The organism is Enterobacter ludwigii, assembly GCF_001750725.1.
GTDB lineage: Bacteria > Pseudomonadota > Gammaproteobacteria > Enterobacterales > Enterobacteriaceae > Enterobacter > Enterobacter ludwigii.
The window spans coordinates 1,596,433-1,613,380 of record NZ_CP017279.1; the positions used below are offsets into that span (position 1 = coordinate 1,596,433).

At 50.9% G+C, this 16,948-nt stretch carries 16 protein-coding genes and 2 pseudogenes; 1 reads left to right on the top strand and 17 read right to left on the bottom strand.

Annotation, left to right across the window (positions count from 1 at the left end):
• Positions 1-37: 37 nt before the first annotated feature.
• The 8 genes from dsbG to BH714_RS24300 form a co-directional block, all read right to left on the bottom strand.
• On the bottom strand, positions 38-796 hold the full coding sequence (dsbG, locus tag BH714_RS07510; protein ID WP_040017530.1) for a thiol:disulfide interchange protein DsbG: 759 nt from the start codon (positions 794-796) through the stop codon (positions 38-40).
• A gap of 42 nt (positions 797-838) precedes the next feature.
• A complete protein-coding gene (locus BH714_RS07515; protein ID WP_020884110.1) occupies positions 839-1,450 on the bottom strand; it encodes a DsbA family protein in 612 nt (203 codons plus the stop codon).
• A gap of 7 nt (positions 1,451-1,457) precedes the next feature.
• A complete protein-coding gene (locus BH714_RS07520) occupies positions 1,458-3,491 on the bottom strand; it encodes a protein-disulfide reductase DsbD family protein (protein WP_040017532.1) in 2,034 nt (677 codons plus the stop codon).
• A 47-nt stretch (positions 3,492-3,538) separates the two neighbouring features.
• Positions 3,539-3,910: a hypothetical protein gene (locus BH714_RS07525; protein WP_040017533.1), complete on the bottom strand. Its 372-nt coding sequence runs from the start codon at positions 3,908-3,910 to the stop codon at positions 3,539-3,541.
• A gap of 87 nt (positions 3,911-3,997) precedes the next feature.
• Positions 3,998-4,558: an RNA polymerase sigma factor gene (locus BH714_RS07530; RefSeq protein WP_080010525.1), complete on the bottom strand. Its 561-nt coding sequence runs from the start codon at positions 4,556-4,558 to the stop codon at positions 3,998-4,000.
• A 5-nt stretch (positions 4,559-4,563) separates the two neighbouring features.
• Positions 4,564-4,983: a hypothetical protein gene (locus BH714_RS07535; protein WP_014170113.1), complete on the bottom strand. Its 420-nt coding sequence runs from the start codon at positions 4,981-4,983 to the stop codon at positions 4,564-4,566.
• A 277-nt stretch (positions 4,984-5,260) separates the two neighbouring features.
• Positions 5,261-5,689 carry a WapI family immunity protein gene (locus BH714_RS07540; RefSeq protein WP_040017536.1) on the bottom strand — a complete coding sequence of 143 codons (429 nt, stop codon included), beginning with the start codon at positions 5,687-5,689 and terminating at the stop codon, positions 5,261-5,263.
• Positions 5,690-5,700: 11 nt separating this feature from the next.
• On the bottom strand, positions 5,701-6,651 hold the full coding sequence (locus BH714_RS24300) for a hypothetical protein (RefSeq protein ID WP_236918397.1): 951 nt from the start codon (positions 6,649-6,651) through the stop codon (positions 5,701-5,703).
• Between BH714_RS24300 and BH714_RS07550 the strand changes: the two are divergent.
• Positions 6,641-7,253 (top strand): annotated as a pseudogene (locus BH714_RS07550) (phage portal protein); the annotation flags it as partial. The gene BH714_RS24300 and the pseudogene BH714_RS07550 overlap by 11 nt on opposite strands.
• Positions 7,254-7,563: 310 nt before the next feature.
• Here the strand turns inward: BH714_RS07550 and BH714_RS07555 are convergent.
• The 9 genes and pseudogenes from BH714_RS07555 to BH714_RS07585 form a co-directional block, all read right to left on the bottom strand.
• The gene (locus tag BH714_RS07555; RefSeq protein WP_040017538.1) at positions 7,564-9,510 is read right to left on the bottom strand and encodes an AAA family ATPase; all 1,947 of its coding nucleotides are present in this window, start codon (positions 9,508-9,510) and stop codon (positions 7,564-7,566) included.
• On the bottom strand, positions 9,497-9,997 hold the full coding sequence (locus BH714_RS07560) for an ABC-three component system middle component 5 (protein WP_040017540.1): 501 nt from the start codon (positions 9,995-9,997) through the stop codon (positions 9,497-9,499). Before BH714_RS07560 ends, BH714_RS07555 begins: the two co-directional genes overlap by 14 nt.
• Positions 9,991-10,575 (bottom strand): ABC-three component system protein, encoded by a 585-nt coding sequence (locus BH714_RS07565; RefSeq protein WP_040017541.1) that lies wholly within the window; start codon positions 10,573-10,575, stop codon positions 9,991-9,993. Before BH714_RS07565 ends, BH714_RS07560 begins: the two co-directional genes overlap by 7 nt.
• Before the next feature lie 11 nt (positions 10,576-10,586).
• On the bottom strand, positions 10,587-10,781 hold the full coding sequence (locus tag BH714_RS23535; RefSeq protein ID WP_072040318.1) for a hypothetical protein: 195 nt from the start codon (positions 10,779-10,781) through the stop codon (positions 10,587-10,589).
• Positions 10,782-11,064: 283 nt separating this feature from the next.
• A pseudogene (locus tag BH714_RS24470) lies at positions 11,065-11,316 on the bottom strand (replication endonuclease); the annotation flags it as partial.
• A gap of 148 nt (positions 11,317-11,464) precedes the next feature.
• Positions 11,465-13,015 (bottom strand): methyl-accepting chemotaxis protein, encoded by a 1,551-nt coding sequence (locus BH714_RS07570; protein ID WP_040017542.1) that lies wholly within the window; start codon positions 13,013-13,015, stop codon positions 11,465-11,467.
• Positions 13,016-13,112: 97 nt separating this feature from the next.
• Positions 13,113-14,129 (bottom strand): LacI family DNA-binding transcriptional regulator, encoded by a 1,017-nt coding sequence (locus BH714_RS07575; protein WP_040017544.1) that lies wholly within the window; start codon positions 14,127-14,129, stop codon positions 13,113-13,115.
• A gap of 28 nt (positions 14,130-14,157) precedes the next feature.
• Positions 14,158-15,564: a sucrose-6-phosphate hydrolase gene (locus BH714_RS07580; protein WP_040017546.1), complete on the bottom strand. Its 1,407-nt coding sequence runs from the start codon at positions 15,562-15,564 to the stop codon at positions 14,158-14,160.
• Entirely contained in the window at positions 15,564-16,934 is a 1,371-nt protein-coding gene (locus tag BH714_RS07585; RefSeq protein ID WP_025204151.1) for a sucrose-specific PTS transporter subunit IIBC, read from the bottom strand. The genes BH714_RS07580 and BH714_RS07585 overlap by 1 nt, the downstream gene beginning before the upstream one ends.
• Positions 16,935-16,948: the final 14 nt, after the last annotated feature.

Below are 16,948 nucleotides of genomic sequence, written 5' to 3' on the forward strand. Positions count from 1 at the left end.
TCAGGCAGAAACACCCTGTTTCTGCCTGTTTTTTTTACTACGGCTTCGGCCCAAACATCGCCTCAAGCTGTTTCTCATCAGGCATGCCGACCACCTGCTGAAGCTCATTATCAGCATTCAGATAATAAATGGCGGGCGTAGCGTTCGCGCCCAGGTTGTCCATTAACGTCTGGTGTTTTTGCAGTATGTCGACGGTTTCACGGGATGCAGTGCCCTGTGGTTTTGGCAATTTTTTCCCGCCAGAAAGCTCGTAATCACGCCAGGCCGAAACGGGATCTTTCGCATTCAGGATAGCGGAGGCATTACGCCCACTGTTAGGGTTGAGAAACGCCACCAGCAGCGTATTAAGCTGCACCTTGCCCGCCTTCACCCACGGCTGCGCCTCGGACCAGAATTGCTTGCAGTACGGGCAGAACGGATCGGCGAAGACGAAGACTTTGCGCGGAGCGTTATCCGCTCCCTCTTTCAGGGGATGCGCCGCGTTCAGTTGCTTCCACATTTCGCGTCCCATCGGGGCGTAGATCTCTTTCTGGAAATAGTCTTCACTCAGGTTTTTTCCTTTTTCATCGTACAAATAGCCAGAAATTACGTGCTTGCCGTCAGGGGTTAAAAACAGCGTAACGCCCATATCCTGATACTGCCCCAGCCAGGCCGGCGCGCCCCCTGGCGCATCAATTTTCTTAATGATTTTGATATTCTGCTGCTCGCTGAAGAGCTTCACCACATCCGGTATCGCTTCAGCGGCCTGCGCCAGCCCTGACGTTGCCAGCACCGACAGTAACAGTAATTTTTTCATTTTCCGCTCCGGGATTATTGGGGGCGAACCGCCCCCTTCACGTTAACGATTTTTCAGTGCGTCACTGACCATTTCATCGAACTGTTCAAAAGGAACCCAGCCCGGGAGTAACCCTTCGCCAATCAGCGTGGCCGGTGTTCCCTGGATCCCCATCTTTTCGGCGATGATCAGGCTGCGTTTGATCGTCACCAGGCTCTCATCATCAGGCGTTGTGACGTTCACTCCGGCCCGTTTTTGCGCCTCCTGAATGCTGGCGTCATCGTGATATCCCTTTTTAGCCATCAGGGTATGGTTAAATTTCATAAATTGCTCAGGATGCGCGCGCCAGACGGTTAAGGCATCGCGTGCTGAGGTCAGTGAACTTTCCGACCGGAAAGGCAAAAACTTAAATACCACCGCCACATCCGGGTGTTTTTCGACGATCTTTTCCAGGTAAGGATCGAATTTCTTGCAGTACGGGCAGTTGTAATCCGTAAAGACCACCAGGGTGAGCTTCGGATCCTTAGCGCCAATGCGCGGCGAGTCGGGGTCGTTAAACAGAAAGTCATAAACCATCTTCTGTGCACGTTGCTCCTGTTCCGGCGTCATGGTCTGCGCCGCCATCACCTGCGCTGAGGTCAACAGTAGCAGAAGCGTAATAAGGATTCTTTTCATAATACATTTAGCCTTTAGCGTTGTTCAGGGTGGCAATAAGCGTGTCTTTATCCAGCAGCGGCGAAAGCATCTCCCCCTCAGGGAAGCCCGGGCCGTACACCTCGTTAAACGGGATGGCGTAACGGTTTCGCTTTTCAAGGAATTCGGCGATAAACGCTGAAGGCTTGCTCCAGTCGCCACGCAGCGCCACCACGTCCGGCTGGCTAAGCGCGGCAATAACGTCAGGCTGGTTCAACACCCGATGCTCGTTTACCTTGCAGGTAACACACCAGTCCGCGGAGATATCCACGAAGACCCGTTTGCCCTGCGCAAGGGCACCCTGAATAGCGTCTTCACTTAGCGGTTGCCACGGGATTGCTTGAGCGACGCTTGCGGTGTTTGTTACAGGCGGTGAGGTAAGCAACCCGCGCAGCTGGTACCCGCCAAAGGCTGACAGCGCGATCACCACGCACCAGAACAGCGGCGAGGTTTTCTGCCCGGTCATCGCAAGCAGTGCGATAGCGACGACGATAAGCACTAACATCACGCTCTGGCTCACCGCCTCACCCAGATGCGGGCTAAGCAACGTCACCAGCCACAGGCTGGAAGCCAGCATCATCAGGCCAAGAATAATCTTCAGGCCGTTCATCCAGCGACCAGGTTTTGGCAGCAGCATGGCGGTTTTTGGAACCAGCGCAACGAACAACCACGGCAAACTCATCCCCACGCCGAGCATCAGGAAGATAAGCCACAGGGAATGCAGCGGTGCGCCAAGGGCAAAGGCCACCGCCGTGCCGAGGAACGGCGCAGAACATGGTGTGGCCAGCAGCGTGGCAAACATCCCTTCGCAGAAACTGCCGGCAAGCCCCGTTCCCCCTGCCGTTGCCAGCCGTCCTGCGGCGGCAGAAGGCAGCAGCATCTCAAACGCCCCGAACAGATTGAGTGCGAAGAGGAAGGTCACCGCGACCATCAGGCCAATAAACCACGGATTCTGGAACTGAATACCCCAGCCCAGCGAGGCACCGGTCAGCTTAAGCGCGGTCACCATTGCGGCCAGCAGCATAAAGGAGACCAGGATCCCGGCACTGGTTGCCAGAAAGCGTAGCCTGATCATCCGTCTGTCTGAGCCCGCATGGAGCACGCTGTTGAGCTTCATGCCCATCACCGGCAGCACGCAAGGCATCAGGTTCAGGATCAAGCCGCCCAGTAGTGCAAAGAGCACCATTTTGCCGGTTCCCTCAGACACGCCCGCCGCTGACGGTTCCGCGGGCGTTGCCCCGACGGTCATCACGGTTTGCTGCGCTTTATCGCCATTGGTTAGCACAAACGACAGCGCTTTTCCCTGCAGTGAAGTGGGTTTATCTCCCCACTCATCGGTCACGGGCACCGTTACCCGAAGCTGATTGCCGTCGGCTTTGAGGGTCGGTTCACCGGGAAGAATGTCGCCTTCCAGCGGGTCAAAATAGATCCCCGGCTTGTCCCATTGGCCTTGTGTGGTTCCCGTAATGATCAGCTTGTCGTCTGATAACCAGGCTGACAGGTCTGCGGACACGCCAGATGTCGCGGGAATGGCCTGCATCGCGCGTTTAAACGCGTGGCTGAATCCCTCATCCACCGGCTGGTTAAAATCAAGATGCAGCTTATAGTCCGTCAGCAGACAGACATTACTGCACGTGGACAGGGTAAGCGTCCCGTCGAGCGCATCCCCCGCCGCACCGTCGAGGGTGATGGGGATGATGACCTTATCGTGATAGCCCTGGGTGGTCATCCCGGAAATATCAAAGCGCGAAGGCACCGGCCAGTGCCAGTCATCCGTTACGCCAGCCGGCCAGGTGATTTTCGGGGCTACGCCGCCCTCGCCAGGTGAACGCCAGTAGGTTTTCCAGCCGGGCTGCAGCTCAACGGTGAGCAGCGCGAGGATGCGGTTTTGCTCCCTTTCCGCCTGAACGCGGATCCGGGCATGATCGTTTTGCGGGGAAACCAGCCAGCCTGTATCCGCCGCATGGACAATGCCGATGCAGGACAGCCACAGGAAGACGAATCCCCTGAAGAGGTTAAACATGTTTTACTCCGTGAATAGTGAAAATTATCGTGTGGTGACGATGCTTTTCATTCACGGAAAACGCAGTTTTTGAGGTGTATTCGGGGAGGCGGTGCCTGAACGGGCTGTTCTCTCGGAACGCATGCCCGCCCTTGCGTAAACAACTGAAGTAGCGCGAAGAAGATGATAATCGCCGGTAGCGCACCATCAAAGAACAGTGGCTGAGCACAAAGCAGCGAGTGTGCGCCTAACTGACACGGCGATGGCCCGGACGGCTCAGCGTCGCTGGTTTGAGCCGGGGCATCAGCAATCAGGGTCGTTTGCGGATCCAGTCCCTGCAAAAAATGGTTGAGATAAACCGCACGCTGCACCAGGCAAATAGCCATCGCCAGACACGTGATTATCAAAAGCCATTTTCCCAGAAGCTGACGGTTGCGCATAACGTTCCAAATTTACCAGACGCCCCGATCATAAACGATAGTGATGAATCTACAAGTCCTGACAATGTAAGGTTTTGTCTGTCGGCGTTAGTCACCGGTCAACGCATCATAGACGTCCCGCAGTCGCGTGCGCAGGAAAAGCACCGCCTTGTGCTTACGCGATAACAGCGCCTGCTCGCTGGCCCCGGTTTCCTCTGCCAGCATTTTAATGCTGTAGCCCTGGAGCTCCGTTTTTTCAAAAACCTCGCGCTGTGGCGGCGGAAGTTCAGACAGCGCCTGACCCAGTTCTTCCCACAGCAGCGTTTTGAGGTACTCCTCCTCCGGCGTATGCGGGACACCGAACAGGGTTTCCGCCAGTTCATCTTCGGGGAAGTCCTCATCATCATCCCCGGTAAAATATCCTGAAAGAGAGACCTCACGCTTTTTCCGCGCCCGATCGGTCATCTCATTACGTGCCGCGCGAAACAGCCAGGCGGCGACGTTTTCGACCGGCTGCTCCACTTTCATCAGCTGATAGGTAACTTCCTGCAAAATATCGTCGGCATCATCGCGCACGGACGTTCGTCCGCGGATAAAGGCTTTCAGCCGGGCGCGGCAGGCATTAAGCGCCGACATCAGCAATGACTCTCCCGCCAGCCCGGTTTTCATATCGCTCACTCTGCTTCCGGCGTTTTCGGCGCGCTGTCGTCGCGTTTATCTTCGCGATGACCGTGCCAGCCGCAATGCCCGCGACCATGGCGACCAAAGCCTTCGCGACGCTGCTGAATAAACGCCTCACGCTGTTCGGGGGTCATATTCATCCAGCGTTCGTGCATACGACGGTGCGCGCCGAACATCCCCGGGCGGAAACCCAGCCCGCCGAACAGGATCCGGCTTAATACCAGAATTCCCAGCGCCTGCCAGAAACCGATGGCTTTCACGCCAAGAATGGCCGGGAGTAAGGCATTCCACAGGGTCATGACCACCAGTCCCAGTACAAGGACGATTACCGCGCCTATCACCAGCCCTTTACCCATACGGTGGCGGCCAAACCCGCGTCCGTGCCCTCTTCCGTGCATATCGAAATCTCTCATGGTGTTTACCTCATTTACAGTGATTGAGTATGGCTTGTGATGAGGTAGACGGATGAGGCGGGGAAATATTGCTGGGGAAATGGGAAATTTTTTGAGGCTTGTGGAAACGCGGTTTTTGCCGGGTGACACAACGCTTACCCGGCTTACGAAATACAATTTCGCAAGTTAGCCGGGCATCACTCAGGCCCCCCTGAGTGACACTGGCGGGGTCAGCAAAAACGGCGTTAAAGTATCTGCAAACTCGTGCACCTGATGCATGCACAACTAACATTCAAAATTAATTTGCCCAATTAATGATTTCGTCCAGCCCTAAAAGTAGTGCAGGAAAGTAACTTTCATCCAGCCCAAGACTATCGTTAACAACTACACTTTCGGCAGGGTTTTCCGGTCTGAGAGTTAATGTCAAAAGCACACCCCGACCAACAGATGAGGGTGAAAATATCAGGTTTAACTGGTTCTCCGTACTATCAAAAACCACGTCCTGCGCTTTAACGCCATTAACTAAATTCGCATGTAAATTTTTGAGCTTATCTTTTAAAGCTCTAAGTTCACCGACATTAAAAGAAGCCTTATATTGAGCCTTAAGCTCTGGTAGCTCATACTCTACATAAGTTTGTATCCAGTCATACGCTGGGGCTTCGGGTGTATTTTCCCGCTCAAAGGGGGTAATCCGAAGTACTTTCCTGTCGCTAATTATTTCAATCATATTCAGTTCCATCACTTGTATAGAAAGTGAGTTATTGTCCAGTCTTTTTCACGCACCAACACCTCTAGTGTGTATTTTTTATAAATATAGGTGCCCTTTTCTGCCCGATTCTCTACGAGTTTATATATTTCTGATTCGTAACGAAAAAGCCCAGGAACCTTTTGAGGGTCAGGAGTTCTTTTTCCGTAGCGAATAACTTTTTCCTGAAGTTGCAAAGGAACATAGCGCCCGGGATTAAGCATATGTTTAGCAGGGGTTTCAGTCATTTTAAGAGACTGTGCAGATAAGCCCATTTTCAGGCGTCCACGCAAGAGACTGATGGTAGCCTCGCTGAGTCTCACAGTTACGGCGGTTTTGACACCACTCTCCAGTAATGCTTTACCTGCGCGGAAAAGACGAAATGCGCCAAAGGCAATTAAAGCGAGGTCAGTTGGATCAATCAGAGGGGCTTCTAATGGCGCTTCTTCCAGCCTGATGAACACACCATCAGCATCATATATCTGCCATAAACCGGGCGCCTGAGCGACGGAGTAGCCAATACACATTCCACTCTCATCATCTACGATAGGCTTAGAATTCAGTGGAGGATTGCGAGGTCGAAACTGGAAGTATTCACCGGAGGGTAAATTTGACTGGAAGGTGTAGTAGCGTCCGGGCTCGTCTGTAGCCAATCCAACAGTCATTAGCATGATTTCCTTTTGACTTAATCTTGTGGTCATCATAATTGACGTTTTCGTTTCATTCCACTTTTCATGACTTGAGCTTAAGTCGCATTTAACGCTAACGCCTCGTTCAACCTCGCCAATACTGAAAGCAAATTTCTTCAGCGCCGACGGCAACTTACTGTCGACAAGCGTTATCAGTGGAAAGGTATGGGGTTTGCCGAACAGGCCGAGGTCGTCCGGGCGTTGACCAAGAAATACACCGTCGATTGTATCTGCATCAATTCGTGAAAAGCGCATAAGCGTGACCGGTCAGTTCATGAAGCTGGAAACCTCACCGGCCAAATACACTCGCAGTGGCGTTGAGGATGGCGTTTACTGGTACGTGTCGGACTATACGCACCCGCACCAGTTCGCCCCGGTTCGGTGTTTCTTCTGCCTGAGCCTGAGATCAATCAGGAGCTCTACAGGATGCCGGAATACCTGAGTGCTCAATTCCGCCTGGCTGAATGAATCCGCCACGTTGTTTCGTCTAAAGTATTACCAGAACGGCGCGCACGCGGGCTATATCATGTACATGACCGACGCTGTGCTCCGCGATGCGCGACTCGAAAGGTCTCGGGAATTTCAAAAACCTGTTTTTCTACGCCCCGAACGGGAAACCGGATGGCATCAAGATTGTGCCGCTGAGTTAAGTCGTCACGAAGGATGATTTTTTTAACATCAAGAAAGTAAGCGCCGCTGACCTGCTCGACGCGCACCGCGTGCCGTTCAAGCTCATGGGTGGCAAGCCTGAAAATATCGGCTCGATGGGCGATATCGAGAAGGTGGCGCGGGTATTTGTGCGTAACGAGCTGACGCCGCTGCAGGATCGGTTTAAAGAGATTAACGATTGGTTATGAATGGAGGTGATCCGCTTTAAGGATTACAGCATCGAGACCGACTAAACCCCGCCTCCGGGCGGCACATTCTGAGAGCAAGCCAGACGCCGCACACGCGACGCAAGCTTGACCGACTTCACATCACAGCGCGCCACCACGACGCGCACAGTGCTATCCCCGCCTCGCCTGCCCGCTAAATGGGGCGGATGTCATGAAATTGCATGACATGAAAAAAGCCCGCCAAGCCTAGCGGGCCTCAGATATACAGAAACTGAATTTAGTCATGCAGAATCATGCAGCATGGCAATGCCACGAGCTAATACTTCAACCTTCAAGCGCCATCCAGTAGATTGGGTGTAACACCAACGTAACGAACGTCTAAAGAACGAGCAGATGGATTGTAGTATCTACCAACAGTTAACTCAGTATCCTCATAATCAGGATTGATCTCTGATGTTGCAAAGATTAGCTGAAAATCATGCTCATAATTAGCAGTTTCATTGACTATTATTTTTTGCAGGTTGTGACTTCGCCCTTTTTCCATACCTCCGTCATCTATTCCATCGAGCATCATAAAACGTGGAAGTCTCATATATGGTTTTTTTAAACTTGTAGTTAATAGTGCCAAATGGAAAAGATGTCGTAAAATAACCGCTGAGCTTTCTGAAAAATTCTTCGAGCCGTTGACATATACAGTATTATCTTCAAAGCTGAATTTGACTTGTTTGGGATCTATAAACTCTGCTTGAAGATGGAAATCTTGCTTCAAAAGCCTAATGGTTGTAGATTCTATTTCATCCGAGACATCCGACTTAAGTTGTTCTTCTTTAGACTCGAGAAATTCTATATAACTTTCCAGCCTTTCCTTCTCGGATTGGAGTCCATCTCTTGACCGTTGAAGATCCTCAATTACCGAATTAAGTTTCTGATGCTCATAGGCCTGATCTATTGCTGCATCAATAGCGCCCAATTCCCTTGAGATGTTTTCGAACTCAATTTCATAAACAGTCTGCCAATTATTAGAGACGGAATTATATTCTTCAGTTAAATTTTTAAAATTTTTCTTTAATACTGGTGAGTTTTTCTTTAACTTTTGAAGCTCTTTATTTTTGTGCTCTAATAAAAACTTTGACTCTTTTAGCTGAATAGCTATTTCATTCTTCATTCTTAATAATTTAGACGCACCATCTCCATCATCTAAATCAGACTTGCATAAATGACAACTAGCATCATTCTCCGAGTGAAGTTCACTTAGACAACTCGGACAAAATTGAAATTGCACTCCATTAAAATATTCTCTAGCCTTGCCAGATTCATTGAGATTGCGCAACCTAGACTCTAACTCAGCTATAAACATGTCCGAATCAGAAATATCAAATGTAAGACGATCTATTTCGTCTCTATTTTTAAGCTCAAGAGATTTTGCTTTATTGAGGGCCTTTCTTAACGCTTCTGTTTTTTCTTTATCATCCTGTAAAGCATCACTTCTGTCCACCTTACCGAATTTAATCTCATTAAGCTTTGTAAGCAGTTCTTCTTTTTTTATTTTTAAATCTTGAATACGTTCGTCAATAAAATGAATGTTTTCAGACTGCCCAGAACGACCTAAAACTTTAAATATACTCTTAAGTTCACCAATGCTTTTAGTTAAATCAGAATCAACCTGCTTCAACCGAATCTGAGAAGTATACAACTCATCATCATAAATACCACAGAGATAATCGCCAACAGTTTCACGAGTCAAAGCTCGATCAAAACTATCCACACGAAATATAGGACTATGAAGCGATGGTTGATCAGCATATAAAACACGCAAGATCTGATGCATCGTCAGTATCGAAGCACCATCCCCTTGGGCTAATGGCATACCTAATAAGTTGAAAATTACTTGAGAAAAACTTAATGATTTCTCAGAACGTTTGAAGGGGTGCTTTTGCCACTCACTAGGTGCTGATTTCAATGCTGATTCAATTCCACCCATATAAAAAACAATGGGTTTTTGATGTTCATTAGCAACTAACTCTCGCTTGAAGCATACAGGAACATCATTAAGATAGACTTCAGTTAATGTTTCAGTACAGAGTAAAGCCTCCGGTTTCCATGGGATATTTTCGGCCCCCAAGGAATAAGCAAGCAAATCCATAATAGTAGTTTTGCCTGAGCTATTACGACCACGAAGGACATTAACACCTTTATGAAATTTACAACTAAATGCCTGATGTCCCTTTTGAAAAACCCTTAGTTCACTGACTCGAAATGTTGGACTAAGAAAAGTCATATCGATACTCCATTAGCTGTGTTCTATCCTTTAAACCATCCTTACCTAGCAGATGAAACTGTGAAAGTTTATCAATGATAAAATCATATATTTTTGGTTTTTCATTTAGGAAACTTTTCATTTCAAGCAATAATCCATCAGGTATTTCCATTTGAGTTCTAATAATAACACCATGCTCTAACTTTTCCATATCTATAAGGCCAGCTGCCGCAAGACACTTAAGCGCAGAGATTTGAATTTGATGCATATCACGAAAAGTTGCCAATGGGCTTATTGGATCTCTATACTCATTAATATACTTCTTAGCCTCTGCTTTAGCATCATTATGAGTTGCAGGCATTCTAATCTTTGATACTAATGAAGGGAAAATCATATAAAAATCCAAAATGCGTATTTTTTCTACTTCAACTGTATTTAAATGATCACTAAGCGCGATCATGCGAAATAGACAATGATATGCATCAAATGCAGGATGATAAATTAACATTTATCCCACCTTATATGACAATTTCCACCAAGAAAGAATAACAGACCCAATAAATCAATAGCTGTTAGCTCGAGAAGATTCTCGCCTAATGTTGAATAAAGGGAGTCAATGATCTGACTTATTTTATCATCGACTGTAATTCTATCGCTGTCACCTTGTATTAGTGGGGTAACCTTTAATAGAAAATCAAAATATATGCGATCAAGTAATAATACAAATATTCTTTGTGCTGTTTTAGAAGTTTGTCGCTTCATAATGGCTTTGGTCGCTTGCTCTTTCATAAGCTTCGCAGCCATTAATAAATCATTACGATCACCATCAGCTAGCTTAGCATCAAGTCCCCTGACGTCAGTTTCAGTCTGTGGCGTCATGTAATGATTAAGTTTTTCACAAAACTCAACGCTACGCTCACCAACACCATCTATCTTTAAGCGTTCATATAAATCAAGGAGCTCTCTACTTATACCTTGATGTGCATAAAAATGATTATGCTGGTCACGGCCGACAATACTTCCGCCGCCATCGACTTTATTGCCTTTCTGTTGCGTAAGTTGCTCTGATTGGTGAGAGGTGAACACAACCTAACCTCTTAATGATGAGAATCAGATTGATCACGACCAACAATGCTACCGTTCGATACTTTGTTTCGGTTTTGACTCACGTTGTAGTTATTGTCGTTTGATTTAACCTCAACAGCGGTTTTACGAGATGTATAGACAACACGAAGAGTCCAACCAGCCCCTAAACCAGCTAAAAGAGTAATGATGTGAGTAACCCATTCCATTCAAAAAGTCCCTATAAGGAGTTAAAGTCACAGAACATCATAGAGATTATCAATAACATGCACAACAATAAGACGAATGGATATTCTATAATTTTTGATATTGTGATTCCCCACACCCAAACCACTGTTTAAATATACAGTTGATATCATTTTTTTTCTATACCTATCTTACAAATTTTACAAATTTCACATAACAAATTGATTTTAAATCATTTTTTTTGCTTTGTGTTCCACTATTCAGTATGAAGCTTTAGCCCTGACGATTCCAATCTCCTGCTACTACCTGAACATTTTGCTGCAATGTGCCACGGTTCAATACACTCCTGAGCACCGTCACAACTTCCGTGTCATCCCATCCCACAACTCAACTATCAACCAAATTTAATACCGCTGCGGCTTGCCCAGAAAGCGAACACGCCATAACTGGATAGCCATCGCTGGTGAGCTTTCCACAGTTATTAACAGGACTCCGAGGCGCGGCCATGCCGCTTTTTAAAGTCAAAGGCTCAACAACCAAAAACTGTGGAACGATGCGTCATTCGACTACTCAGGTAATTTGTACCAGCTCGGAGTCCAAATGCTGGCCGTAAATGCCCCCACGCTTTCCCTCGCAGGAGTGCTTCCACAGATTTCCATTTACACCAGACATTAAAAAGGCTCCCTCAGGAGCCTCTCATTATCAATCACGCCTGCGCCGGCAAACTAAAGCTCGAAATACTCCTCGAGAGCTGTTGCGCCTGCTCTTCCAGGGAAGCGGCGGCTGCGGCGGATTGCTGAACCAGCGCGGCGTTCTGCTGGGTCACGCCATCCATCTCTGTCACCGCCTGTCCGACCTGGCTGATCCCACGGCTTTGCTCTTCAGAGGCAACGGAGATCTGCTCCATCAACGTATTCACTTTATTCACGGAACTGATAATAGAATCAATGACCTCGCCTGAGCGGTTCACCAGTTCAGCACCGTTTTTGACGCTGGAAACCGACTGGGCAATCAGGCTTTCAATGTCTTTCGCGGCAACCGCGCTTTTCTGCGCAAGGGTGCGCACTTCACTGGCCACCACGGCGAAGCCGCGTCCTTGTGTGCCGGCGCGTGCTGCTTCAACCGCGGCGTTGAGCGCCAGAATGTTGGTCTGGAAAGCAATGCTGTTGATGACGCTGGTGATGTCCTCGATGCGCTTAGAGTTCGCCGCGATGGTATTCATCGTTTCGATCACTTCGCGGGTCACGGCCTCACCGGTGTGCGCATTGTTCACCGCGTCCTGCACCAGTTTTCCTGCCTGATGAACGTTATCGGTGTTATTCGCCACGGTCGCGCTCAGCTCTTCCATGCTGGCCGCCGTCTGGGTTAACGCGGAGGCCTGCTGCTCGGTGCGTGAAGCCAGATCGATATTCCCGGAAGCAATTTCCTGCGCGGCGTGGGTGACGGTTTGGCTCGCGTCACGCACCTGGGCGATAGTCGACAGAAGCGCCTGGCGCATCTGCTCCATTGAGCCCATCAGGTGATCGATTTCATTGCCGGAGGTGCCTTTTACCGGCACTGGAATGTCCAGTTTACCGGCGGCAATCTGGCTGCAGTGCTCGCGTGCCAGGTTGACCGGTGCGAAAACAAAGCGCTTCATCAGCAGGCTGACGGCAACAATCACGATTACAAACAGGAAAGCAATCGCCGCAATGATCGCCAGACCGGAGATGAAATTACTGCTCGCATCCTCGTTCAGGGTTTTGGCATATTTCTGGTGAACGGCAAGTACCTGGTCGAGAACGATTTCATACTGACGGTCGAGGCGGGACACCTCCGGGATAAGCGCATTAAACTTTGCGACATCGTGCGCAGCGGCGGCATCAATCAACGGTGCCAGCCCCTGGTTACGGTAGTTTTGCCAGGCATCCTGATACGCACTCACCAGCGGCGCTTCATCCGACAGGCGCGGAGACGCCATAAACGCCGCAAAAGCATGATCCGCTTTTGTGAGGGCCTCTTTAACCGCGGAAAGTTTCGCTGACTCATCAGCCGAGTTCCCCGCTTCCACCATCTTCACGTACTCCATCACCCTGACGCGCAAGGTACGGCTGTGGTTGATGGGGTCAATGATCGACAGCACAACCTGGATTTCTTTGTTCACATTATCCAGGGAATTATTACTTTTAATGATGAGGCCAACGCTGGTAATGGTGCTGACGACAAAGAAGAAAAGCAGAGCAAAAAGGACAATCAGGGATGATTTTTTTAACGACATGGACCGATACCTCAAGAATAAACATTCCCTATCGTTATCGGCCGATCCAAAACTTAAATTAATTAAAGTTATTAACGTTTCCCTTCAACAGCCAGGGCTATGCTTTCGCTTTATAGCGCCGCTGCAGGGTGGCATCCAGTTTTCGCTGTAACGGTTGTGGCGTTTCGCCGTCGATCAGTTTGCCAATCAGATCAAAGCAGTGCCACGCCAGCTGGCGGTTATCCTGGCGAATGGTATCAACCGGAATGGTGAGCGAGTCGTAGAGGTAGTGATCGTCAAAGCTGGCTAACCGGATATCACTTTGCATCAGGTTATGCTGACCCATATAGCGCAATACCCCTTCCAGCAGACCACAGGCGGCAGTGAACAAGGCTTTTGGCGGGCGTCCCAGGCGGGCGCACAGCTCGGCGAACATCTCGTAGCCGGAGCTCGGGTGATAGTTGCCGTGAATGATCCACTCCGGGCGCAGCGCCACATTGGCCTCTTGCAGCCCTTGCTTAAACCCTTCCAGACGATCGCGCGTCGGGGAAAGCCGCGGCTGCCCGCCAAGGAAGTAAATTTCATCAGGATGCTGGCGCGCAATGTCGGCCACCAGTTCCGCCGTCGGGGTAATGGAATCGGTGATCACCAGCGGCAATGTGCTGTCGTTCATATGGCGGTCAAAAAGGACGACCGGCAGCTGTTCGCTCAGCTTCTGGTAGTCGGCATCATTGAGCATACTGGAGGCCACAATCAGCCCGTCCACCTGACGCGCCACCATGTTATTAACCACCACCGTCTCCTGGCCCGGGTTTTCATCACTGCAGGAGATGAGCAGTTGAACGCCTGCCTCACGGCACAGTGTCTCCAGTTCGTGAGAAAACACCGCAAAGCCGTAGTTAGTGATCTCCGGCACCACCAGACCGAGGGTGTGGCTACGGTTATCACGCAGCGAGCGCGCGTGAATGCTGGGCTGGTAGTGATGCTCTTTCGCAATCGCCAGCACGCGCTCACGCGTCTCTTCCGCCACGCGAAGCTCTTTGCTGCGCCCGTTCAGTACCAGGCTGGCGGTGGCTTTTGAAACCCCCGCCAGTTCCGCGATGTCTTTAATTGTGACGCGTTTTGTTTTTCTCACAACGACTTAGATCCGGCTGCCAAAACCCTTATTCTACCATGCAGCCGCGCAGCGACCAGTAGCGTAATGTGATGTCGGACCCACCTTCGAATCGCACCCGTGCCGGATGGTCAGGAAAATAGCGGCTGCTCATCACCCCTTCGCCATGATTGATGAAAATTTCAACGCTGGAGCTGTCACACAGAATGCGTAAATGATGAACGTCGCCCCGCCAGTAACGGGTCAATGTCTCCCCGGTTTTCAGGCTGGTGCGTTCCAGACGCAATCCGCTGTCCTCGACGATAAGGCGCAACGCACCGGCGAAATCCACGGTTACTGAAGATGAGGTGAGTTCGAACTCAAGGCGCGTCGCATCAAGAGCCGGGGCATCGCTGGCGTTACCCTGCCAGCGACATTCCTCTTCGCGCAGTGCGTGCAGTTCGCGCACCGGCGTCTGCCACAGTTTGCCGTCACGGAAGTGTAATTCTCGCGGACAGGTCATCTGATGGATCCACCCTTGCGCCCGTGTGGGCTGAAGCATCTCTTCTCCGTCCGGCACGCCCATCCAGCCGATCAGGATCCGCCGTCCGTCTTCCGCCACCGTGGTTTGGGGAGCGTAGAACTCGAAACCGGCGTCCAGCTCGTGCAACTCGCCATGTTCAAACGAAGCGCGGGTATGGTCGAACGCCCCGCTCATCCACGTGGCCGGATAAGTATTGAGATAGCGATGCGGTTCGCGCGCCAGCCCCTGCGGGCAGCAGATCAGTACGTGTGTCCCGTCGAGGGCAAACAGGTCCGGGCACTCCCACATGTACCCCGCCTCGGTCAGGCCGTTCACGCCATGACCGGCAATCTCTCCGCAAGACGCCCAGTGGTGCAAATCGGCAGATGTGAACAGCAGCACCTTGCCGCGTTTTTGCAGATCCTGCGCCCCCAGTACCATGTACCACACCCCGTCGTGCTGCCACACTTTCGGGTCACGCACGTGGCCGGTGTAGCCTTCCGGCAGCGCAAGAACCGGACCGAGTTTTTTGAACGTACCGTCAGCCTGTTGCGTGGCAAGGCACTGCCAGGCGGTGCGGCTGCCATCATCAAATTTCACGTTACCGGTATAACACAGCGTCAGGACACCGTTGTTATCGACGGCGCTGCCGGAATAGCAGCCGTTGCGGTCATACTCCTCATCGGGCATCAGCGCCATCGGTTCATGCTGCCAGTGCACCAGGTCTGCGGAGCTCCAGTGTCCCCAGCACTTATAGCGATGGTCGCAATCCAGCGGATTCCACTGATAGAACAGGTGGTAGCACCCGGCAAACCAGATAAACCCGTTAGGATCGTTCATCAGCCCCGTCGCCGGTGCCGGATGCCATTGCGGATAATGGCTGTCGGCGTACGCACGCGGCTGGCCTTTCATGACGGCCTGCAGGATTGCAGGCCAGCGGGAAGGTAACGTCATTATTCAGAATCCGTTTTATATTTCAGCAGCAGCGAGACGGTAAACGCCACGCCGAAGGCAATCACCATGCCGATAATATAGTTGAGCAGCGAGCTTGCCTGCACGATCGCCATGCCCGGGATGGCAGTCAGCCCGACGGCGGTCATATAAACATGTACCGAGACCACCCACGCCCCGCCTGCCGCACCGCCAATCAGCGCGGCGATAAACGGTTTCACGAAACGCAGGTTGATACCAAATATTGCCGCTTCGGTAATACCCAGCATGGCCGAAAACGCAGACGGTAACGTAATGGCTTTAATTTTCGCGTCTTTGGTTTTAAACCAGACCGCCAGACAGGCTCCCCCCTGCGCCACGTTGGCCATCGCCCAGATAGGCAGCAGGAAGTTAACGCCAATCGACGGATTCCCCAGCAACCCGGCTTCAATGGCATGGAAACTGTGGTGAATACCGGTGATAACGATAACCGAGTAAAGCCCGCCAAATAACAGCCCGGCCAGCCAGCCCGCATGGGCGATCAGGGTGCTCAGAACAAAGGAGATGCCATCCCCTAACGCACGCCCGGCCGGGCCAATGATCAGCAAGGCAATAAAGCCGGAGAGAATAACGGTGAGGAACGGCGTCAGGATCAGATCTAACGCATCCGGAATAATACGGCGCAGGTTTTTCTCCACGATACTCATAAACCAGACGGCCAGCAGCACCGGGAACACCGTTCCCTGATAGCCAATCATGGCGATCTCAAGGCCGAAGAAGTTCATGGTGTGGAAGCCAGACGCCACGCCCCAGGCGTTTGTCAGCGCCGGGTGCGTCAGAATGCCGCCGAGGGTCGCCCCCAGATATGGGTTACCGCCAAATTCACGCGCGGCCGTGAAGCCAATCAGGATCGGCAGAATGATAAACGCCGCTGAGCTGCACATATCCAGCATGATATAGAGCGCGTTATCGGCATTGACCCAGCCGTAGGTTTTGACCATCCCGAGCAGGCCCATCAGTAAACCGGAGGCCACAATCGCTGGAATGATCGGCACAAAGATGTTTGAGAGCAGTCGGGCAATGCGCTGGAACGGGTTCAGCTTGCGTGCCGCCAGGTCAGCCGCTTCGGACTTGCTGGATTCGCTAATCCCTGCCGCCTGGATAAACGCAGCGTAGACCTTGTTAACCACCCCCGTACCAAAAATCACCTGCATCTGCCCGGCGTTGCGAAAACAGCCTTTTACGCCGTCAACCTTGCCGATGGCCTGCTGATCGGCAAGCGTGTCGTCGACCAGCACCAGTCGAAGACGCGTTGCGCAGTGCGCCGCACTGGCGATGTTCTCTTTGCCACCGAGCAGCGGAATGAGCGCGCGGGCGATATTATCAAAATCCATAGATACCTCTGCCT

Excerpts from the sequence above, each read along its gene's own strand:
- dsbG (WP_040017530.1), bottom strand. The coding sequence starts at position 796 with ATGAAAAAATTACTGTTACTGTCGGTGCTGGCAACGTCAGGGCTGGCG.
- BH714_RS07515 (WP_020884110.1), bottom strand. The coding sequence starts at position 1,450 with ATGAAAAGAATCCTTATTACGCTTCTGCTACTGTTGACCTCAGCGCAG.
- BH714_RS07520 (WP_040017532.1), bottom strand. The coding sequence starts at position 3,491 with ATGTTTAACCTCTTCAGGGGATTCGTCTTCCTGTGGCTGTCCTGCATC.
- BH714_RS07525 (WP_040017533.1), bottom strand. The coding sequence starts at position 3,910 with ATGCGCAACCGTCAGCTTCTGGGAAAATGGCTTTTGATAATCACGTGT.
- BH714_RS07530 (WP_080010525.1), bottom strand. The coding sequence starts at position 4,558 with ATGAAAACCGGGCTGGCGGGAGAGTCATTGCTGATGTCGGCGCTTAAT.
- BH714_RS07535 (WP_014170113.1), bottom strand. The coding sequence starts at position 4,983 with ATGAGAGATTTCGATATGCACGGAAGAGGGCACGGACGCGGGTTTGGC.
- BH714_RS07540 (WP_040017536.1), bottom strand. The coding sequence starts at position 5,689 with ATGATTGAAATAATTAGCGACAGGAAAGTACTTCGGATTACCCCCTTT.
- BH714_RS24300 (WP_236918397.1), bottom strand. The coding sequence starts at position 6,651 with ATGCGCTTTTCACGAATTGATGCAGATACAATCGACGGTGTATTTCTT.
- BH714_RS07555 (WP_040017538.1), bottom strand. The coding sequence starts at position 9,510 with ATGACTTTTCTTAGTCCAACATTTCGAGTCAGTGAACTAAGGGTTTTT.
- BH714_RS07560 (WP_040017540.1), bottom strand. The coding sequence starts at position 9,997 with ATGTTAATTTATCATCCTGCATTTGATGCATATCATTGTCTATTTCGC.
- BH714_RS23535 (WP_072040318.1), bottom strand. The coding sequence starts at position 10,781 with ATGGAATGGGTTACTCACATCATTACTCTTTTAGCTGGTTTAGGGGCT.
- BH714_RS07570 (WP_040017542.1), bottom strand. The coding sequence starts at position 13,015 with ATGTCGTTAAAAAAATCATCCCTGATTGTCCTTTTTGCTCTGCTTTTC.
- BH714_RS07580 (WP_040017546.1), bottom strand. The coding sequence starts at position 15,564 with ATGACGTTACCTTCCCGCTGGCCTGCAATCCTGCAGGCCGTCATGAAA.
- BH714_RS07585 (WP_025204151.1), bottom strand. The coding sequence starts at position 16,934 with ATGGATTTTGATAATATCGCCCGCGCGCTCATTCCGCTGCTCGGTGGC.